Genomic DNA, 18,875 nt, shown 5'->3' with positions numbered 1-18,875 from the left:
TATAAAGTGTCTGCCCGCTACCGGGATCTGCGGGCATAAAAAAAGGCGGCCTAAGCCACCTTTTTCTGCGCTGATTGCGAAAATTACAGCAGATCGGCGATCATTTTTTCGAGCTTACCCTGGTCTACAGCAAACTTGCGGATACCGTCGGTCAGTTTCTCAACGGCCATTGGATCCTGGTTGTGCTGCCAGTAGAACTCAGGCTCAGTCAACGCTGTAGGACGCGCTTTCACTTCGCCCGTGTAGGACAGTTTACGCTCCAGCGTGCCTTCGCTTTCTGCCAGCTCTTTCAGCAGCGCAGGGGCGATGGTCAGACGGTCACAGCCAGCCAGTTCGATGATTTCGCCGACGTTACGGAAGCTCGCGCCCATCACCACGGTTTTGTAACCGTGCTCTTTGTAATACTGGTAAATCTCAGTAACGGAAACCACACCTGGATCTTCGTTTGGCGCGAACTCTTTCTTGTCGCCATTCGCTTTGTACCAGTCGAGGATACGGCCAACAAACGGAGAAATCAGGAACACGCCAGCTTCAGCACAGGCACGCGCCTGAGCGAAGGAGAACAGCAGTGTCAGGTTACAGTTGATGCCTGCTTTTTCCAGCTGCTCCGCGGCGCGGATGCCCTGCCAGGTAGAAGCCAGTTTGATCAAGATACGATCGTTGCTGATACCGGCATCGTTGTACAGTTTGATCAGTCGCTTGGCTTTGGCAACGCTGGCTTCAGTGTCGTAAGACAAACGCGCGTCCACTTCAGTGGAGATACGGCCCGGCACCAGTTTCAGGATCTCCAGACCGATGTTGACTGCCAGCTTGTCGGCGGCATCGGCAATCTGCTGTTCGCGATCGCTGCTCTGCTCACGTGCCCAGGCAATGGCTTCGTCAATCAGTTTGCGGTATTCAGGAATTTGGGCTGCATTGAGGATCAGCGAAGGGTTGGTCGTAGCATCTTGCGGTTGATACAGCTTCATTGCCGCGATATCGCCCGTATCTGCAACCACGGTAGTCAGTTGGCGCAGGGAAGTTAATTTATCGGTCATGTTGGCATTATCTCATCGTGTGTGCATGAACTTTTGGCATCGTTCAACCATGCCCTGCCCTGATAATAACATGCGCAAGGCCCGGTGCAAGGCTGGAAAATCACGGCCTGGCGACGCCCGTTTTATCCTTGAGCGAGCAACCGTTTACGCCACTATCTTTCGCCATTCCCGAGCTGATGAAAAGGCAATAACGTGCTATCGATTGAATAAATTATGTTAAATTCGCGAAAATTAGTGCAATGGGTGACAAAATCTGAGAAAAATCTCAATTGCTCAGACTCCGGCTGATCTCAGCTAAGCTCTTGTAAAAATTCAATCAATGTCTTTTCACCCGCGGTGGATACGGCGTGGTGCGCAACAAATTTCAACAAGGAGGGATCCGTGACGGACCTAATGAATTTTATCAATAATATCTTGTGGGGTTCGGTACTGATTTATTTGCTGTTGGGTACAGGCATTTATTTCACGCTGCGCACCCGCTTTATTCAGGTCCGCCATTTCAGCCATATGTTCTCGATACTGAAACACAGCAACAAGAGCGACAGTGCTGGCATTTCCTCCTTTCAAGCGCTCTGTACTACCCTCGCGGCCCGTGTTGGCACCGGTAACCTGACGGGAGTAGCGATCGCCCTCACCGCCGGTGGCCCTGGTGCCATCTTCTGGATGTGGGTTGTGGCATTTATCGGCATGGCCACGTCCTTTGTAGAAAGTAGCCTGGCGCAGCTCTACAAAACCAAAGACGACCAGGGTAACTACCGTGGCGGTCCGGCTTATTATATGGAGAAAGGTCTGGGCATGCGCTGGATGGGCGTATTGTTCTCAATCTTTTTGATCATTGCCTTTGGCCTGGTATTCAACGCCGTGCAAGCCAACTCCATCGCTCAGGCTTCCGCCGTCGCCTTCCATATAGAACCTCTGTATGTCGGTATCGGCCTGGTGATCCTGAGCGGCGCAGTGATCTTTGGCGGCATCCGTTCCGTCGCCCGCGTGGCTGAGTTGATCGTCCCCTTGATGGCGGCCGCTTACCTGCTGCTGGCGTTCTGGGTGATTGGTCATAACATTGAGCATATGCCGGCTATCCTGTCACTGGTGGTCAAAAGCGCTTTCGGGCTACAGGAAGCGGCAGCAGGTGCCGTCGGTTACGGTATTTCGCAGGCAATGACTCAGGGCGTTCAGCGCGGCCTGTTTTCCAACGAGGCCGGCATGGGTTCTGCCCCCAATGCGGCGGCTTCCGCTTCCCCCTATCCTCCGCACCCTGCTTCTCAGGGTTATGTACAAATGCTCGGGGTATTTATTGATACCATCGTGATTTGCAGCGCGACCGCCGCAATCATTCTGTCCTCTGGCGTATTGGACCAACCGGTAGCCAACATCAGTGGTATCGACATGACACAGCGGGCACTCTCCGCCGCCGTCGGCAGTTGGGGCTCGCCGTTTGTGGCCATCGCCATTTTCTTTTTCGCCTTTACCTCTATTATTGCCAACTATGCCTATGCCGAGAGCAATCTGGTTTTTCTGGAACGCAATCATCCGGCGGGTCTGCTGATTTTCCGTTGCGCCGCGCTAGGCATGGTGATGTTTGGCGCGCTGGCAGAACTGCCTGTGGTATGGAAAATGGCAGATACCTCAATGGCGTTGATGGCCATTACCAACCTGACAGCAATCTTGCTGCTGTCACGGGTAGCGCTGAAGCTGGCGAATGATTACCACCGTCAGCGAACGCTGGGGCAATTGCCCACGTTCGACGCCAATCGCTTCCCCGAACTGAAATCCCAGCTTGAACCGGGCGTGTGGGACAAGCATTAATTTTTTGCGGGCGCGTCTGGCACGCGCCCTGCCTATCACACCCATTGCCCCTTTTTTCCGCGCTTTTTGCTACAGTACTCGTTCTTGGATAAACAGGATCTGGCCATGCTCGTTATTATTTCACCTGCAAAAACTCTTGATTACGAAAGCCCGCTGGCGACAGAACGCTTCACACAGCCGGAGCTGCTGGATAAATCTAAGCAGTTGATCAAAATCTGCCGTGACCTCACGCCGGTACAAATTTCTACGTTGATGGGCATCAGCGACAAACTGGCCGGGCTGAACGCCGCTCGCTTTGGTGACTGGCAGCCAAAATTTACCCCCGACAATGCCCGCCAGGCACTGCTGGCTTTTAAAGGCGATGTCTATACTGGCTTGCACGCACAAGACTTTAGCGAAGACGACTTTGATTTTGCCCAACAGCATCTGCGCATGCTGTCCGGGCTGTACGGCGTGCTGCGTCCGCTCGACCTGATGATGCCTTACCGTCTGGAGATGGGCATCAAGCTGGAAAACGCCAAGGGCAAAGATCTGTACAGTTTCTGGGGCGAGCAAATTACTAAAAAGCTCAACGAGGCATTGGAACAACAGGGGGACGACGTGGTAGTCAACCTGGCGTCAGACGAATACTTCAAATCCGTGAAACCAGCCAAACTGCACGGCACACTGATTAAACCGGTGTTCCTCGACGAGAAGAACGGCAAATACAAAGTGATCAGCTTCTACGCCAAGAAGGCGCGTGGGTTGATGAGCCGCTATATCATCAAAAACCGCCTGACCCAGCGCGAACAGCTACTTGGCTTCAACCTCGAAGGCTACGCCTTTGATGAAGCCGGCTCCAAGGGCAACGAACTGGTGTTCAAACGCCCAGAGCAGTAATAAACCTCGCCCACAAAAAAGCCGTCGTAATGACGGCTTTTTGATTTTATGAGCTCATCAGAATCAGGCTGGTAAGGCCATCAGGAACTTACGCAGTTCGCTGAACCCAGCTGGCAGGTTATGAGACAGCAACGGCAAATCGGCACGCAGTGCCAATGCTTTTGGCAATGGCAGTTCCTGACCCAGAATCTCCTCTACGCTCTCTTTAAACTTGGCTGGATGCGCGGTCCCCAGGAACAGACCAAACTCACCGTCCTGCAACTGGTCGCGCAATGCGCGGTACGCAATTGCCGCATGAGGTTCGGAGAGATAGCCCAATTGCGCCAGCTCACGCATGCTGTCCTTGGTGGTCTCGTCACTGACCGTTGCGTGACCCAGCTCTTTCAGTTGCCAGATCTTACGACGGAACAGTTCCTCTACCCGCGGCCAGTTGTTCGGCTGGCTAACATCCATCGCATTCGACAGCGTCGCCACGGTGGCGTGCGGCTGCCACTGCCCGTGAGTCAGGAAACGCGGCACAGTATCATTGGCATTGGTCGCTGCGATAAAACGCTTCACCGGCAGGCCCAACGATTTTGCCAGCAAACCGGCAGTCAAATCACCGAAGTTGCCGCTAGGCACCGAGACAACCAACTGATTGCGTGCTTCTTGCGGCAGTTGCGCTACCGCTTCGAAGTAATAACAAATCTGCGCCAGCAGCCGGCTGATATTAATAGAGTTAGCCGAGTTCAAATGCAGAGCGTCTTTCAATTCCTGATCGTCAAATGCCTGCTTCACCAGTGCCTGGCAAGCATCGAAGTCGCCGTCGATCGCCACGGTATGGATGTTGCCACCCAGGGTACAGAACAACTTTTCCTGCAGCGGGCTGATTTTGCCCTGCGGATACAGAATCACTACGCGCACATTCTTCAGGCCATAGAACGCATGCGCTACCGCGGCCCCCGTATCGCCAGACGTCGCGGTCAAAATAGTCACAGGCTGATCGCCCGCGACTTCCGCCAACATTTGCGCCATAAAGCGGCCGCCGAAGTCTTTGAACGCCAGCGTTGGGCCATGGAACAGTTCCAGACAGGCAATGTCATCTTCGACTTGCGCGACCGGCGCTGGGAACTCAAAGGCCGCCGCCACACGCTTATGCAATGCTTCTTCAGAAACTTCATCACCAATAAACGCCGACAGAATACGGCTGCTGCGCGTGACAAAATCCTGTTCCAGCAACTGGTCGATTTCCGTCAGCTCAAATTCCGGCAGCTCCAGCGGGAAAAACAGCCCTTGCTGTTTACCCAGGCCCTGTTTGATCGCCTGTGCGAAGCTGACCTGCTCGTTGTGATCCTTAAGGTTGTACAGTTTCATGCGTTATCCCAGTAGTCGTGCGCCTGCGGTATCCAGACGGCAAATATGAACAAAACCTTCGTCGTTTTGCAGATAGTGATGAGTCAGCCAGTCGGCCATGCGTTGCGCGGTCGCGCTGTCGTTGCAAACGGCAAACAGCGTCGGGCCTGAGCCGGAAATACCGCAGGCCAACGCGCCGATATCCTGCGCAGCCTTGCGCGCCTCGGCAAAGCCCGGCAACAGGCGGGTGCGATACGGTTCGGCAATCACATCCTGCATCAGTTTGGCGGCCAGCTGCGGTTGTTGGGTGTGGCAGGCATGGATAAAACCCGCCAGATAACGGCCGTGGCTGATGCAGTCCTGACGACGATACTGCGCGGGCAAGATCGCACGCGCTTCGGCGGTGGATACCTTGATGCCTGGATAGGCCATCACCCACAGCCAGTCTTTAAAGCATGGCACTTCCTGGCTGATGAAGCCTTCTTCTTCCAGCATCAACTGCAGGCCGCCAAGGTAGCAAGGCGCCACATTATCGTAATGCACGCTGCCGGAGATACGGCCTTCCAGCTCGCCCATCAGGCCCAGCAGGGTCATTCTATCCAATGGGCGGTTGCAGAATTCGTTCATCGCCATCAATCCTGCAACCACTGAGCAGGCACTTGAGCCCAACCCGGAACCTATCGGCATATTCTTCTCAAGTCGCATCGCCACCGGGATCTGTTGACCCATCTCCTGGCAGAAACGCTCCCAGCATTGGTAAACGATATTCTCTTTCGGGTCGTCCGGCAGCTTGCTGACGAAACGGCCGGCATTCTGCAAACTGAACGTTTCGGCGGCCTCTACGCTGACGCAATCGCCCAGCAAAGTCCCGTCGATCGGGGATACCGCGGCGCCCAGGACGTCGAAACCGACGCTCACGTTGCCAATTGAGGCCGGCGCATACACCTTAACCATATTAAACTCCCAACTTCCATGACAGTGTGCGCAGCAAGTCAGCAAAGACACCCGCTGCGGTCACATCGTTACCGGCGCCATAGCCACGCAGCACCAACGGCAACGGCTGATAGTAACGGCTGTAGAAAGCCAAGGCGTTCTCGCCGTTCTTCACTTTATACAACGGATCGTTGCCGTCTACCGCATCTATACGTACCTGACAGCGGCCATTTTCGATCACGCCGACATAGCGCAATACCTTGCCCTGTTCGGTGGCATTGGCCACGTTGCGAGCGTACTCGTTATCCAGCTCCGGCAGGCGCGCCATAAAAGCATCCACATCGCCAGAAGCGTCAAAGGACGGCGGCAACACCGACTCTACGTCGATATCCGCCAACTCCAGTTTGTAGCCCGCTTCGCGCGCCAGGATCAGCAACTTGCGCGCGACATCCATACCGGACAGGTCATCCCGCGGATCCGGTTCGGTGTACCCTTTTTCCTTAGCCTGTTGAGTCGCCGCCGACAACGACATCCCTTCATCCAACTTACCAAAAATAAAGGACAGTGAACCGGAGAGAATACCGGAGAAACGCGTCAGTTCGTCACCCGCGTTCAACAGGTTCTGCAAGTTCTCGATCACCGGCAGGCCCGCACCGACGTTGGTATCGTACAGGAACTTGCGGCGCGAACCGGCTGCAGCGGTGCGCAATTGCTGGTAGTAGTTCATCGACGAGGTATTGGCCTTTTTGTTCGGCGTCACTACGTGGAAACCGTCGGCGAGGAAATCCGCATATTGGTCGGCAACCGCCTGGCTGGAGGTACAGTCAACAATCACCGGGTTCAGCAGGTGATACTCCTTCACCAGACGAATCAAACGGCCAAGATTGAACGGCTCCTGTGCACCGGCCAGCTCGTCGCGCCAGCTTTCCAAAGCGATGCCGTGTACGTTGGTTAACATGGCGCGGGAATTGGCGATCCCGCACACGCGCAGATCGATATGCTTTTGTTTTAACCACGGCTGCTGGCGGTAAATCTGCTCGATCAATGCGCCACCCACGCCACCGACACCGATGACAAAGACCTCAATCACCTGATCGGTGTTGAACAACATCTGGTGGCAGACACGAACACCGGTCGTCGCGGAATCATTGCTCACCACAACCGAAATAGAACGTTCTGAAGACCCTTGGGCAATAGCGACAATGTTAATATTGGCGCGCGCCAGTGCCGAGAAGAAACTGGCCGAAATCCCCCGGAGAGTACGCATGCCATCGCCGACTACCGAAATAATCGCCAGTTTCTCCATGACGTCCAGCGGCTCCAGCAGCCCATCTTTCAATTCAAGATAGAACTCGTCCTCCAGTGCTCGACGCGCACGCTGCAGTTCATTTTGCGGCACACAGAAGCTGATGCTGTATTCGGAAGAGGACTGGGTAATCAGCACCACCGAAATACCTGCACGCGACATCACGGCGAACACCCGCGCAGCCATGCCGACCATGCCCTTCATCCCTGGCCCGGAAACGTTGATCATCGCCATGTTGTTCAGATTGGTGATGCCTTTAACCGGGGTATCTGTATCCAGATTTTCACCGCCGATTAACGTGCCTGGGGCTTGCGGGTTGGCGGTATTTTTAATCAGACAAGGGATTTGGAACTGGGCAATCGGGGCAATAGTGCGGGGGTGAAGTACGCTGGCGCCGAAGTAGGAAAGCTCCATCGCTTCCTGATACGACATCGACTTCAATAACCTGGCGTCCGGCACGGTGCGTGGATCGCAGGTGTAGACACCATCGACGTCAGTCCAGATCTCACAACAGTCGGCACGCAGACAAGCAGCCAGCACCGCAGCAGAGTAATCAGAACCGTTACGGCCAAGCACCACCAGTTCACCTTTATCATTACCGGCGGTGAAACCGGCCATCAGCACAATGTGATCCGCAGGAATCGCCGACGCCGCAATGCGCAGTGTGGATTCGGCGATGTCCACCGTAGATTCCAGATAGTGCCCCTGGGCCAGCAATTTCTCTACCGGGTTGATCACCGTGACCGGGAAACCTTTGGCACGAAACACGCCTTCCATGATAGCGATGGAGAGCTTCTCACCGCGGCAGATGATAGCCGCATTCACGCTGTCCGGGCATTGTCCGAGCAGTGCAACGCCGTGCAGTACCTGCTTGAGTTGAGCGAACTCATGATCGACCAAGGTCTTGAGACGATCATATTCAAAGCCAGGTAATGCCTGTGTCAAACCGCTCAGCAAGTCAGCGAAAATGCGTTCTGCATCGCTCATATTTGGCAGAATGTCTTGCCCTGCTACCGTTTTGTCAATCATCGCCACCAAGTGGTTGGTGATTTTAGCCGGAGCGGACAATACCGTGGCCACCTGTCCCTGACGTGCGTTACTTTCCATGATGTCGGCGACGCGCAGAAAACGTTCTGCATTCGCTACCGAGGTTCCGCCAAATTTCAGCACTCGCATTTCTTATCTCTCCCGAATTTAAGCCGAAAAAAAAGCCCGCACTGGTTAGGTGCGGGCTTTTTTCTTTTGTTTCCTGTACGCGTCAGCCCGCCCCGTTACCTGTGGTATCGGTGGTGGTAATAATTGTTGTGTTCAGGCTGATGTTTCGCATTTTTTCTGTCTGTCTCATTAAATACTCTGTCCCCTCTATTGGTTAAAGCAATCGCTATCCCAAGTCAAATTATTTCTTATTTTTGCTTATTTATTCCCCAAAGGGGCCATTGAGCAATGAGAGAGCTGAAAAGCCAAATGACAGAATAAAAACACAGACAGCAAGCAATTTTGCAGTGGATCACACTGCATAATAAGCCATGTTTGTGGGTGTCACTTTGTCAGTTTTTTTTCGATGTCGTGCAACAACGTATGCAGCATCGCCGTGTCCCGCTGCTGCAAAGCACCGAGCCGTTGATGCAGCCAGTCTCGCAATTTTTGGTCATCACTGACCCCTAATGCGCCGAGTAAACCTTCGGCACGCTGACGCAGCGCCTTAAGTTGGCCTTCGTTAGCCACCGGCTCCTGTGGTGCACTAACGTCCATCAGCGCTGACAGTTGGTAGCAATACACCATCACCGCCTGGCCAAGATTCAAGGAGGGGTAATCCGCCTTCATTGGCACACCGGTGAGCAGATCGGCCAATTCCAATTCTTCGTTGGTCAAACCGGAATCTTCACGACCAAACACCAGCGCAGCCTGGCCTACCCACTCACGGCGTTCGTCCAACTGACCCAGTAACTGCTGGGGCGTACAGTAATAGTGGAAGCGTGCGCGGCTGCGAGCGGTGGTCGCTACCGTGAAATCAACATCCGCCAGCGCCTGCTCGAGCGTTGAAAAAGTTTGCACGCCGTCAAGGATATCCCCTGCCCCATGGGCGACCCAGCGCGCCGCCGGCTGCAAGTGCGCGTCGCTATCGACAATACGTAACGAAGTAAAGCCCATGGTTTTCATCGCCCGCGCCGCAGCGCCGACGTTTTCCGGCCGTGCCGGAGCCACTAAAACAATATGAAGCTGCATCAATACTCCACAGAATGAGGGATTGCGAGTTTTTGACTGTTCAGGATAGTCTGATTATATTTACAAGCGTGCAACAATAATCCCGACAGCCACGATAGATAGGGTTAAATGCGTTATTGGCCTGATAAAGAGAGTGTAATACATATTATTGCTGCTTATGATTTACTACCATTATAAATCAAAGTGTTAAAAGCCCCCCTTTATCAATAAGCCGATAATTCTACCCCATTAGGCGCGACAATGCTGAATCGTACACAGAATTTATGCTTCTGTGACTTAAACTGGCATTTCTGTAAGTGTTTTTCACAAAACTGTTAACGTGCTACAATTGAATTTGATATATGTCAACAAAGCTTAGTTTTGTTGGGTGATGAATTCGGTACGCACTGTTATATTGCTGTTAATAGGGTTAGGATATGCGCCGTTTTGGCACCTTTGGGGTTGTAGGGAATAGCACCCCCACCAAGCTAGCGATCTTGTTGACATGAGATGGAAAGTGCATCAAGAACGAGTTTACGTACTGTAGTCATTTGTTAAGAGGGAACGTGAGCGCTAATCTCTGCCCTCCGCCAAGAAAACAAAGACTTCTGTACTTCCTATTTTCTATTTTGTTGGCAATTTTAGGTAGCAAATATGCAGACCCCGCACATTCTGATTGTCGAAGACGAGTTAGTCACTCGTAACACCCTGAAGAGCATTTTCGAGGCGGAAGGCTACGTTGTTCATGAAGCCAATGATGGTGCAGAAATGCACAACATCCTGTCTGAAAATGATATCAATCTGGTTATCATGGACATCAATCTGCCAGGCAAAAACGGCCTGCTGCTGGCGCGCGAACTGCGTGAACAGGCTAGCGTCGCGCTGATGTTCCTGACCGGTCGTGATAACGAAGTTGATAAGATCCTCGGATTGGAAATCGGCGCTGATGACTATATCACCAAGCCGTTCAACCCGCGTGAACTGACCATTCGCGCACGCAACCTGCTGTCTCGTACCATGAACCTGGGCAGCGTCGGCGAAGAACGCCGCCTGGTTGAAAGCTATAAATTCAACGGTTGGGAGCTGGACATCAATAGCCGCTCACTGATCAGCCCAGCTGGCGAACAGTACAAACTGCCGCGCAGTGAATTCCGCGCCATGCTGCACTTCTGCGAAAACCCGGGCAAGATCCAATCCCGTGGCGAACTGCTGAAGAAAATGACCGGCCGTGAGCTGAAGCCGCATGACCGTACCGTGGACGTGACCATCCGTCGCATCCGCAAGCACTTCGAATCAACGCCTGACACACCAGAAATTATCGCCACCATTCACGGTGAAGGTTACCGTTTCTGCGGCGATCTGGAAGAGTAAGTCTCCCGCGTTAAATAGTTGGGGTTCCCTCGAACCCCAAATCTTATTTTGCCTCACCCCAAGGGATGATCGGCACCGCACTCAACGCGTTCTTCGGTGAACCATCCACCACTCGGTCTGAATAGCTCAGATAAATCAACGCATTGCGTGTCGCATCGTAGAAACGCACGACCTGCAGCTTCTTAAACACCAACGATGTTCGTTTCTGGAACACGACGGTACCTTCCGCCTTGCCATTCTTAATTTTATCGTTCAGCTCAATGGGCCCAACCTGCTGGCAAGAAATGGCCGCATCCGCAGTGTCTTCCGCTAATCCCAGCCCGCCTTTAATGCCACCGGTTTTTGCCCGGCTGATATAACAAGTTACATTTTTGACATCAGGATCGTCGAACGCTTCCACGACAATTTTGTGGTCTGGACCAAAGAGTTTGAATACCGTGTCGACTGACCCAACCTGTTCAGCCTGCGCCGTATTTACTGTTGCGCAAACTAAACCAAACAAAAATATCCATCCTTTTTTCATTCACTTAACTCCAATAGCCAGAACCTAAAGAAATAGGCGCTGGCAATCAATATTGTTTATGTTTTAGGTCACAGAATAGGTTTTCTTCTGGTCCGCACCGATCTTTTTAGCACAGAGCGTGAAAAAAATCTTTGGGAGTCTCGGAGGAAAAAAATTGCTATTATGCGGCGTCGTTATTTCTTTTCGCCCGTTTAAGGTGTGCCCCTATCCAACTCTTGCGCAACCCGCAGCAAGAGGTAAAGAGTGCTACGCAAAATGGCTCATGGATTGGTCTGATAGCGCAAAGCACCAGCGTAATGAATAAACAGTTCGGGTCCTTACCCTAAAGCTCTACGAGGAAGATCTATGGATCAAGCCGGTATCATTCGTGATCTGCTTAGCTGGCTGGAAAGCCATCTGGACCAACCCTTGTCGCTAGACAACGTGGCGGCTAAAGCGGGTTACTCCAAGTGGCATTTACAACGGATGTTCAAAGATATTACCGGTAACGCCATCGGCGCTTATATCCGGGCAAGGAGATTATCCAAAGCTGCGGTGGCGCTGCGTTTAACCAGCCGACCTATTCTGGATATCGCCTTACAGTATCGCTTCGACTCGCAGCAGACATTCACACGCGCATTTAAAAAACAGTTTGCGCAAACGCCAGCGCTATATCGCCGTGCAGAAGACTGGAGCGCATTCGGCATTTGCCCGCCAATTCGCCTGGGTGCCTTTACCCTGCCGCAGCCTGAGTTTATCTCTCTGCCGGAACAGCATCTGATTGGCCTGACGCAAAGCTATTCCTGCACACTTGAGCAAATATCCAACTTCCGTACCGAGCTGCGTTCCCAGTTCTGGCGCCAATATCTGGGCGAAGCAGACACGCTGCCACCGGTGTTGTACGGGTTGCATCATTCGCGCCCAAGCCAGGAAAAGGATGACGAGCAGGAAGTGCTGTACACCACAGCGCTGGAGCCTGATCACGTGCCGGCAAAAATACAGGCAGGCCAGCCGCTCGTACTGCAAGGCGGCGAATATGCCATGTTCAGCTACGAAGGCCCGGCTTCAGGCCTACAAGACTTTATTCTGACCCTGTATGGCACCTGCCTGCCAGCACTCAAACTCACGCGCCGTAAAGGGCACGACATTGAGCGCTTTTATCCAAAAGGTGACCGTAGGCCACCTCAACCGCCAACCGAGATCAACTGCGACTACTTGATCCCGATCCGTCGTTAGCGTTGCAGTTCGTCCAACGCGGGCATGTCCAAATGCGTGACATCGCCCGCGGTTTCAACGATCCAGCCAGAAGCCAGCCATGGGCTCTGCTGATAGTCGACACGCGACAGCGAACAGTTACGCAGGCGCAGGCGGCGTTCAGCATAAGCCGGCAATCCGAGTACGGTGCTGATCAAACACCCCAAAGCGATACCGTGGCTGACGATCAGCGGTTTGCTGCCCTCAGGCAACATCAGGCAGCTTTCCAATGCCGCACGCATACGTTCGCCCAACTCACTCATGGATTCGCCTTGAGGGATGCGCCCGTCCGCAGTACCATCGACCATCTGCTTGCGCCACTGTTCTTCCTGCGGCGTCAGGCTGTCGATCAAGCGCTCTTCCAGCACCCCCATATGCAACTCACGCAAACGTGGATCGTTAATCACCTCGCAGCCGCAAGCCTCTGCGATGATTTGTGCAGTGCGTCGGGTGCGCCCGAGATCGCTGGTAATCACATGCGTAATGCCTTGTTTGCTGACACGCTGGGCAACCAGACGAGCCTGATGTTCACCGTTGGCGGTTAACGGGCTGTCGGACTGGCCTTGGATACGGCGAGCCGCATTCCATTCCGTTTCGCCGTGGCGAACGAGGTATACCTGTAACATTTTGCTTTTCCGTTATACTGCGTGAAACCTGAGTTTATCTTCGTCAGAAACCGCTTTCGCACATGCCTGACGTTTGAATAGGCTCTTAGCTTAAGGATGCCAAACCCGTTATGTATCATGTTGTCGCTGCCACTACCAACCCGGCAAAGATCAAGGCTATTCAGTTGGCTTTTGATGACACCTTTGGCGCAGGCCAATGCCGTATTGAATCAGTCGACGTCGCCAGCGGCGTCTCACTGCAACCCATAGGTAATCTCGAAACCCGCACCGGGGCACGCCAGCGTGTAATGGAAGCGCGGCAAGTACGCCCAGAAGCCGACTTTTGGGTCGGCGTGGAAGCAGGCATCGAAGAGAATATGACTTTCGCCTGGATGACGGTCGAAAACCCACACACCCGCGGCGAATCGCGCTCAGCCAGCCTGATGTTACCAGAGACAATTTTACAGGGAATTCGCGCTGGTCGCGAATTGGGGAGCGAGATGGCGGCCATCACCGGCAATGCTGAATTGAAACGCCAGGGCGGCGCTATCGGCATCTTTACCGATGGGCGGTTAAGCCGCACCAGCGTTTACCATCAGGCGCTGTTGCTGGCGTTGGTGCCCTTCCACAATTCAATCTACCAAAACCACAATAACGCGCCGCAGAAGTAGCCCTGTTGGGCGTTACGCTACTGCGTATCGCCCAACAACTGCTGTTCCAGCCATTGCTTCAGCGCCGGTGTCGCCGCCTTCAGGCTGTTCGAACCCCGGGTGATAGTGGCAATGCCTGCCCCCAGTTCATTTTTCAGCTCACGCTGGCTCATCTCACCGCGCATCAGTTCCTGGATGATCCGTACCCGCGTGCCTAACGCCGTGCGTTCATCTGGCGTCAGCAGCAGTTGCATCAGAGGCTGATGCAGTTCTTGTGCAAACGCGTTTTGCAGCAGCGCAACAAAGCGCAGCCAATCCTCATTACCTTGTTCTGAAAGAGCCGGGTCGTTAAGTGATAATTGCGTCATGGCAAGCCACCATACTATTTAACTAGTACAGCAGCATACCATAGCACCGTCAAAATCAATAACGCCTCTGCCACTCCGCATCGGTCAGCACTTTGGCTGGTCGGTGCATGAGATAGCGATAAAATGCATCGTAAGCCAACACGTTCTTCACGTAAGAACGGGTTTCCGAGAACGGGATGCTTTCGACAAACGCCACCGCATCGACTCGCCCTTCACTGTTGCCCAACCAGGTGTTTACGCGGGATGGGCCAGCGTTATAAGCCGCCGACGACAGAATACGGTTTCGCCCAAACTGCTGGTAAACGTACTCCAGATAACTGGTGCCGATGGTAATGTTGACCCGCGGGTCAAGTAATTGGCTTGGGCTTGAGTAACCCGGAATATTGTACATTTCAACGGTATGCTGCGCGGTTCGCGGCATAACCTGCATCAGGCCGCTCGCCCCCACCGGGGATTGCGCTTTTGGATTCCAGGCACTCTCTTGGCGGGCAATCGCCATGGCATAGCTCGGCGTTATCCCCTTGTCGTCGGTCGCAGCACGGAACTCTTGCGGCCAGGCCACCGGGAAACGCTCTTCCAGGTGATCCCACAACTTACCGACGATGGTCGCCTGCACGCTAAGATCGGCCCATTTCTGCTCGAAAGCATAACGCGCCAGCGCTTCCTGTTCTGGACGACTGCGACTGGCCACAAAGGAAGTCCACTCGCTGCGCGCCAGATTGTCCATATTCCAATACATCAACTCACGCACACGGGCAATTTCCGGCCCGTCCACCAGCGACGCGCGAGGTTTCGCCGCCACAGCGACCATAACCGGGTAAGTCGTATTCAGCTTTTGCGCCGCTACCATGGGATAAAAGCCGCGTTCAGTCATCAGGCGACGCAGGATCTCTTCACCTTCACTGCGTTTGCCCTCGTCCAGCAAAATACTCGCACGCCAATAGCGCCATTCATCTTTATTACGTGACTCTTCTGGCAGGCGAGCCAACCAGGTCGTTACGCCTTGGCGATCGCCATTACCCAGCGCCATGCGCACACGGCGTTCCAGTAGCGTGGGGGATTGGCTGCGCAGGATCACCTTATCGCGCCATTGTGTCTGTTCAAAGGTGGCGTCACTGCCCATCAGACGCCACGCCACCGCTTCTTCCAACCCCAGTCGTTCGCTGTCACTCATTTTTTGCAGGCGAGCGAGCGTTGGGATCATCGCGCGGGCGTTTTCGACATCCTGACGCGCCAGACGTTCGAAAGCGATGCTGGTCGCCGCCCGGGTAAAGTCAGTCGGCCCCACGCTCCGAGCAAAGGACTCCACCGTCGTCGGATCATTTTGCAGCCGTACCAGTGCGTCGCCCATTGTCTGATAATCTGAGGGTAACTGGCGGTAAAGGCTGTTCACCAATCCGCTGTTCCCTTCTTTCAGTGCCAGCTTCATACGCTCCAGGATAAGCGACGGCGTTTGCTTACCCGCCCCCTGCCAAACGCTGAACAGCTTGTCACAGGCGCCCGGCAACGATTTGCCGCTCATCCAAACGTCGCTTGCACCACTCCAGGCCGCCTGCTGATCGCCCGTGGCCCATTTGGCGTAGTAATAATTACAACGCGCAGCAATAGGTTTCGGCGCCTGTGGACTGAAAGCCAACAGACTGCGCCAGTCTTCACGCCGTGCCAGCTCATTAACAAAGCGCGGAGCTAACGATTTGGCAGGCGGCAGTGTCGGGTGCTGCTTAATAAAGTCATTCACCTCAGAGAACCCCGCCTGGCTGAGATCTTGCGTCAGCTCGCGGTACTCCAGGTAAGGGTAAAGTGGATAATCGCGCAACGTCGGCATCAGTTGTGCCACGACACCCATTTGATTACTGTCCCACGCCTGCTTAATCTGCAGGTAACGTTGACGCTGGGCATCCAGGGAATCCGCCAATGCCGCGCCCGAAAATGCCGTCAGACACAGGCCCACAGCCCAAAACCGCCACTTGTCTACCTTGACCATACTGACTCTTTCCTCGCTAATGCTTATGTGTTGCCAGAGACGACGCCCCCCGCTGCCGCGCTACGCCAGCAGTCAACGGACGGGGAAATCGGCTCTCCGAGTGTTTCACGTCCTGTCGTGGAAAATCACCGTCATCACGCCAGAACAAAAGGGTGCGCTAAGCGACCGGCTCAGCCATCTATCATAGACAGCACGATTGCTTATCCATTCACTACTGTAGAAGAAGTTTATCGTCACGATGGGCCATAGGTAAAAAAGGTTTACCGTCGCTGACAAATAAAATAAAGCCGGCGGCAATTTCTGCCGTATTAATCATTTTGGCCAGGTGTTATCACTGAAAAATGACGCGCTCAGCCATTATTAATGACGACGTCGATAATAAGATGAAGTCATTTGAAATTATTAGCCACCATAGAATTCCACTGTCGGAACAACGAAAGAACGATGTTGCGCAAACCGCTGAATCCCTGACCTGCTGCACCAACTTTGCTGAAAACGCCTGGCAAACTCGGGTGCACGTTTTTATACTGTTAAAAAAAGATAAGATAATTCCGAGAAAACGGCACATAAAGCGCGCAACCGAGATATCTTATAATACAATCCGCGCCAATTATGGGTTAGATAGTGTTCATCAGGCAGTGCGATTGACAGTTTTCAGTAAGATAATTATCCCTTCAACCGGGTCAGGCTTCTCATTGTTACGTTGCCGCAACAGTGCGCGGACGTGGGCAGGAATGGCAGATGAAGATGGCGAATAATGCCGCGTTATTGGCAACCTGCGCAAAAAACTCATTTATGAGTTTCATTTGCGCACGTCTAAATTATGGTCGCTTATTGTCGCTGCTTCTTGCCACACTGCTGGTCTTTCCCAGTTTAGCCAGCCCCGAGACGGCCGATCCCTATAAAAATCGCACCCATGCTGTTACCACCGTGGTCGTTGGCATTATCAGCTACGCACGCTGGAACAGTGAACCCAACCCGATACGGTTATGCGTGACGGCGCCAACCCAGTATGACAAGGGCCTGTTCGATCCCATTCTACTGAGCGCCCCTCGGCCAATCAAAACTGAGCGTATTCCCTTCGATAGTCCACTGCTGAGCACCGGCTGTGATGTGATCTATCTGGGTAATGTCAGCGCCAGCCAAAAACAGAACTTTATGCAACGCATTAGCGGACGTTCCATTCTCAGCATCAGTGAGAACGACGGTGAATGTTCTGCCGGCAGCGCGTTTTGCCTGCAGATCGAAGGTGACACCGCCAGCTTTAAAGTGAACCTTGACGCACTGGCACGCAGCGGCGTACGTGTTCACCCTAACGTGCTTCAACTGGCACGCAAACAGGCGCCTCCGTTATGAAGTGGTTGCGCAAGAACAGATCGGGTCAATCACGACCTACGCTGGGCGGGGTGTTGCAACGCGTACATCTTGCACTGGCGTTGATTGCTGTCGGCACCGCCGGGATTTTCCTGACGTTGGTCGCGCTGTTTGCGCTACGTGCCTATGCCAACCACAACTTGCACCTGATCGCGCGCTCCATCAGCTATACCGTCGAAGCTGCTGTCGTGTTTGAAGACCGCACCGCCGCACGCGAAGCGCTGGTGCTGATCGCCTCCAATGAGGAAGTGTCAGAAGCAAAAATCCTGAACAATAACGGCAAGGTGCTCGCCAGTTGGCGTCATCCTAAAGACGGTCCTTTACACGGTATGGAGCAAGTCGTCGCTCACTGGGCGCTACCGGAACCGGTGATCCTGCCGATTACACATGAAGGCAAAGTGGTCGGTAAAGTGTGGCTTAGCGGGCATGGGGGTAGCCTACTGCGCTTCCTGCTGCGTGGTATGGTGGGGATGCTCGCCTGTCTGGTGCTCAGTACGCTGTGCTCATTGGTTCTTTCCCGCCGCATGTTGCTAGGGATTGTCAGCTCATTGGACGATATTGCTAACGTGGCACATGCGGTGCGACGCGATCGTACATTTGGTCTGCGGGTGCCTTCTGCCCCCATTGCCGAACTGCATGAGTTGAGCAGTGACTTTAACGGCCTGCTCGACGAGCTGGAAGCCTGGCAAGCGCATCTGAAACAGGAAAATGACTCACTGACGCACCGGGCGACCCATGACAGCCTTACCGGTTTGCCAAACCGCGCGTTCTTTGAAGGCCGACTGAGCCGTGCGTTAGGAGACATTAAGCCAAAAGAAAAACTGGCGGTGCTGTTTATAGACGGCGACCGCTTCAAGGAAGTTAACGACAGCTACGGGCACGCCGCCGGCGACGTAGTACTGACCACCATTGCCGGGCGTATTCGCGCGCAACTGCGTGAAAGCGATCTGGTGGCACGTTTAGGAGGTGATGAGTTCGCCGTATTGTTGGCGCCGGTCCACACTACGGAAGATGTGCTGCAAATTGCCGATAACATTATCGACTGCATGACCCAACCGGTAATTTTGCCGAACAACGAGACGGTGATTTCCTCTCTGAGTATCGGTATTGCGCTTTACCCTGAACATGCGGTAACGCCTCAGGGGCTCTTGCACGAAGCTGACGATGCCATGTACCAGGCAAAACATCGTTATAACGGAGGCTGGCGGCTAGCAATACAGAAATAAAGCCCCGGCGATACCCAACATCATTGGCGTTGCATCAAGGCGG

18 protein-coding genes and 1 other annotated feature are annotated in these 18,875 nt (G+C 53.7%); of the genes, 8 read left to right on the top strand and 10 right to left on the bottom strand.

The window, feature by feature from the left end; all coding sequences use genetic code 11:
• Nucleotides 1-83 precede the first annotated feature (83 nt).
• Complete coding sequence (tal, locus tag ACI2J2_RS15350; protein WP_209634976.1) at nucleotides 84-1,037, bottom strand: transaldolase; 954 nt, start codon at nucleotides 1,035-1,037, stop codon at nucleotides 84-86.
• Between the two features lie 381 nt (nucleotides 1,038-1,418).
• Here tal and ACI2J2_RS15345 point away from each other — a divergent pair, with 381 nt between their 5' ends.
• Together ACI2J2_RS15345 and yaaA are read left to right on the top strand one after the other, a co-directional pair.
• Nucleotides 1,419-2,843: a sodium:alanine symporter family protein gene (locus ACI2J2_RS15345; protein WP_209634974.1), complete on the top strand. Its 1,425-nt coding sequence runs from the start codon at nucleotides 1,419-1,421 to the stop codon at nucleotides 2,841-2,843.
• A 105-nt stretch (nucleotides 2,844-2,948) separates the two neighbouring features.
• Nucleotides 2,949-3,722 carry a peroxide stress protein YaaA gene (gene yaaA / locus ACI2J2_RS15340; RefSeq protein ID WP_265555810.1) on the top strand — a complete coding sequence of 258 codons (774 nt, stop codon included), beginning with the start codon at nucleotides 2,949-2,951 and terminating at the stop codon, nucleotides 3,720-3,722.
• A gap of 63 nt (nucleotides 3,723-3,785) precedes the next feature.
• Here the strand turns inward: yaaA and thrC are convergent, their stop codons facing one another.
• The 5 genes from thrC to ACI2J2_RS15315 form a co-directional block, all read right to left on the bottom strand.
• The gene (thrC, locus tag ACI2J2_RS15335; protein WP_209634970.1) at nucleotides 3,786-5,075 is read right to left on the bottom strand and encodes a threonine synthase; all 1,290 of its coding nucleotides are present in this window, start codon (nucleotides 5,073-5,075) and stop codon (nucleotides 3,786-3,788) included.
• A 3-nt stretch (nucleotides 5,076-5,078) separates the two neighbouring features.
• On the bottom strand, nucleotides 5,079-6,008 hold the full coding sequence (gene thrB / locus ACI2J2_RS15330) for a homoserine kinase (RefSeq protein ID WP_265555812.1): 930 nt from the start codon (nucleotides 6,006-6,008) through the stop codon (nucleotides 5,079-5,081).
• 1 nt (nucleotide 6,009) lies between these two features.
• Nucleotides 6,010-8,469, bottom strand: coding sequence for a bifunctional aspartate kinase/homoserine dehydrogenase I (gene thrA, locus ACI2J2_RS15325; protein ID WP_404760391.1), 2,460 nt, complete (start codon nucleotides 8,467-8,469; stop codon nucleotides 6,010-6,012).
• Nucleotides 8,470-8,494: 25 nt separating this feature from the next.
• Nucleotides 8,495-8,613, bottom strand: a sequence feature (Thr leader region).
• Complete coding sequence (gene thrL, locus ACI2J2_RS15320; RefSeq protein WP_071998276.1) at nucleotides 8,552-8,620, bottom strand: thr operon leader peptide; 69 nt, start codon at nucleotides 8,618-8,620, stop codon at nucleotides 8,552-8,554. It overlaps the preceding feature by 62 nt.
• Nucleotides 8,621-8,832: 212 nt before the next feature.
• Nucleotides 8,833-9,519, bottom strand: coding sequence for a tRNA/rRNA methyltransferase (locus ACI2J2_RS15315; protein ID WP_209634963.1), 687 nt, complete (start codon nucleotides 9,517-9,519; stop codon nucleotides 8,833-8,835).
• Nucleotides 9,520-10,152: 633 nt separating this feature from the next.
• Here ACI2J2_RS15315 and arcA point away from each other — a divergent pair.
• Nucleotides 10,153-10,869, top strand: a complete 717-nt coding sequence (arcA, locus tag ACI2J2_RS15310) for a two-component system response regulator ArcA (protein WP_004949989.1) — start codon at nucleotides 10,153-10,155, stop codon at nucleotides 10,867-10,869.
• 43 nt (nucleotides 10,870-10,912) lie between these two features.
• Here arcA and creA read toward each other — a convergent pair whose 3' ends face one another.
• Complete coding sequence (creA, locus tag ACI2J2_RS15305) at nucleotides 10,913-11,392, bottom strand: protein CreA (RefSeq protein WP_209634961.1); 480 nt, start codon at nucleotides 11,390-11,392, stop codon at nucleotides 10,913-10,915.
• Between the two features lie 345 nt (nucleotides 11,393-11,737).
• Between creA and robA the strand changes: the two genes are divergently transcribed.
• On the top strand, nucleotides 11,738-12,607 hold the full coding sequence (gene robA, locus ACI2J2_RS15300; RefSeq protein ID WP_209634959.1) for an MDR efflux pump AcrAB transcriptional activator RobA: 870 nt from the start codon (nucleotides 11,738-11,740) through the stop codon (nucleotides 12,605-12,607).
• On the opposite strand, the gene gpmB is transcribed toward robA, so the two are convergent.
• Nucleotides 12,604-13,251 carry a 2,3-diphosphoglycerate-dependent phosphoglycerate mutase GpmB gene (gpmB, locus tag ACI2J2_RS15295; RefSeq protein WP_037420628.1) on the bottom strand — a complete coding sequence of 216 codons (648 nt, stop codon included), beginning with the start codon at nucleotides 13,249-13,251 and terminating at the stop codon, nucleotides 12,604-12,606. The genes robA and gpmB overlap by 4 nt on opposite strands.
• A 110-nt stretch (nucleotides 13,252-13,361) precedes the next feature.
• Here gpmB and yjjX point away from each other — a divergent pair, with 110 nt between their 5' ends.
• Nucleotides 13,362-13,901 carry an inosine/xanthosine triphosphatase gene (gene yjjX, locus ACI2J2_RS15290; RefSeq protein WP_404760390.1) on the top strand — a complete coding sequence of 180 codons (540 nt, stop codon included), beginning with the start codon at nucleotides 13,362-13,364 and terminating at the stop codon, nucleotides 13,899-13,901.
• A 17-nt stretch (nucleotides 13,902-13,918) separates the two neighbouring features.
• Here the strand turns inward: yjjX and trpR are convergent, their stop codons facing one another.
• Together trpR and sltY are read right to left on the bottom strand one after the other, a co-directional pair.
• Nucleotides 13,919-14,248 (bottom strand): trp operon repressor, encoded by a 330-nt coding sequence (gene trpR / locus ACI2J2_RS15285; RefSeq protein WP_209634955.1) that lies wholly within the window; start codon nucleotides 14,246-14,248, stop codon nucleotides 13,919-13,921.
• A gap of 55 nt (nucleotides 14,249-14,303) precedes the next feature.
• A complete protein-coding gene (sltY, locus tag ACI2J2_RS15280) occupies nucleotides 14,304-16,232 on the bottom strand; it encodes a murein transglycosylase (protein WP_404760389.1) in 1,929 nt (642 codons plus the stop codon).
• A 383-nt stretch (nucleotides 16,233-16,615) separates the two neighbouring features.
• Between sltY and ACI2J2_RS15275 the strand changes: the two genes are divergently transcribed.
• Genes ACI2J2_RS15275 through ACI2J2_RS15265 form a run of 3 tightly spaced genes read left to right on the top strand, consistent with a single transcriptional unit; the run spans nucleotide 16,616 to nucleotide 18,832 of the window.
• Nucleotides 16,616-16,990 (top strand): hypothetical protein, encoded by a 375-nt coding sequence (locus ACI2J2_RS15275; protein ID WP_265555815.1) that lies wholly within the window; start codon nucleotides 16,616-16,618, stop codon nucleotides 16,988-16,990.
• Nucleotides 16,974-17,588 carry a YfiR family protein gene (locus tag ACI2J2_RS15270; RefSeq protein ID WP_209634946.1) on the top strand — a complete coding sequence of 205 codons (615 nt, stop codon included), beginning with the start codon at nucleotides 16,974-16,976 and terminating at the stop codon, nucleotides 17,586-17,588. Before ACI2J2_RS15275 ends, ACI2J2_RS15270 begins: the two co-directional genes overlap by 17 nt.
• Nucleotides 17,585-18,832 carry a diguanylate cyclase domain-containing protein gene (locus tag ACI2J2_RS15265; protein WP_209634944.1) on the top strand — a complete coding sequence of 416 codons (1,248 nt, stop codon included), beginning with the start codon at nucleotides 17,585-17,587 and terminating at the stop codon, nucleotides 18,830-18,832. Before ACI2J2_RS15270 ends, ACI2J2_RS15265 begins: the two co-directional genes overlap by 4 nt.
• Nucleotides 18,833-18,875: the final 43 nt, after the last annotated feature.

The sequence above is a fragment of the Serratia sp. NPDC087055 genome, assembly GCF_044900985.1.
In the GTDB taxonomy this organism is placed as follows: Bacteria; Pseudomonadota; Gammaproteobacteria; order Enterobacterales; family Enterobacteriaceae; genus Serratia.
This window is presented reverse-complemented; position numbering and strand designations above follow the sequence as displayed.